Raw genomic sequence first — 1,211 nt, forward strand, 5'->3', positions numbered from 1 at the left:
GTCAGCTGTGGAGCCGATCGCCTGAGGTGCGCGGCCCACCCCAGCTACGCCGGGGTGGGAGTGCCGGGGGAATTACACCACTGAAGGGGACGCCAGCATCAGATGGCGGATCTGCTACTGCTCAGAGGGCGAATCCTGAACAGCAGATGGACTGGAATGGCTTAATCGAGCGCTATCGCGAGTACAAAATCCGCAGCGGCGAAATCAAGGAGTCAACCTGGACCAGGGTGCATCGGCACCACATGAAGCTGGTACTGGAAGCCTTCGCCACCCGACAGCCACCCCGAAGCGCCCCCCAGCTGCTGGATCGGCTCACCCTGCACTGGGCGGACAAGCCTGGTGGGCGGACCCGGCAGATTCAGATGCAGGCCACCTCGGCGCTGCTCCGTTGGGCGGTGGCCCAGGGCCAACTCCCAGCAACCCAATGGGAGCCACCAACCGACCTCAGACCCTTTGTGGGGCGGTCACGCTCCGCGAAAGCAGTCACAACCCCCCTGGAGGTGGACCACATCCTGGCTTTGGTGCGGGCTTTGCCCGACACGCGGTGGCGACTGGCCTTCCAGCTGATGGCCGCCTACGGATTGCGCCCCGAGGAGCTCCAGCACCTGCAGCTACGCGATGGGCGCCTGTGGTGCACCTATGAAAAGGTGGCCTCCCGCGGCAAGACCAAACCTCGCGCCCTGCGGCTGCTGCCCTGTGACGACTGGGCAGTCGACTGGAAGCTGGCCGAGCAGTTCTGCCCTGGCGATCTCCCGCCGATGCGTTCCGGCTTCTGCGGCAACGACATCAGGCAGTACCTGCACCGACGCCCCCTCTGGAACAAGCTCCGGCAGGAGTACGAAGCCAAGGGCGAGAAGCTCGTGCCCTACTCCTGCCGGCACGGCTACGCCCACCGGGCCCACGTGATCTGCGACCTGCCGCCCAAGGTGGTGGCCGCGGCGATGGGCCACAGCGTGCAGACCCATCTGGCCGCCTACAGCCGCTGGTGCGGGGATGACGTGGTCGATGACGCCTTTGCCAAGGCAGCACACCGCTTTAGCGAAAGCACACAGACCCAAGCATGACCAAAAGCCGTTTTCTAAACAACCTCATAAGCCAAGGGTCTTTTGCCTAAGGAAACTCTGGACAATAGAGGCTTGAGTGCCCGCTTAGATCAGCCAATATTCTTTAAGCCTGGATTGGCCTCTAGCGTCGCAAGCTGGTGGCTCAGT

General features: G+C 63.4%; 1 protein-coding gene. It reads left to right on the plus strand.

Annotation, left to right across the window (positions count from 1 at the left end):
- The first annotated feature begins 566 nt into the window (after nucleotides 1-566).
- Nucleotides 567-1,064, plus strand: a complete 498-nt coding sequence (locus CJZ98_RS18650; protein WP_157911102.1) for a site-specific integrase — start codon at nucleotides 567-569, stop codon at nucleotides 1,062-1,064.
- Nucleotides 1,065-1,211: the final 147 nt, after the last annotated feature.

Source organism: Vulcanococcus limneticus LL, from assembly GCF_002252705.1.
GTDB lineage: Bacteria > Cyanobacteriota > Cyanobacteriia > PCC-6307 > Cyanobiaceae > Vulcanococcus > Vulcanococcus limneticus.

Coding starts and splice junctions, on each gene's coding strand:
- CJZ98_RS18650 (WP_157911102.1), top strand. CDS start 567: ATGGCCGCCTACGGATTGCGCCCCGAGGAGCTCCAGCACCTGCAGCTA.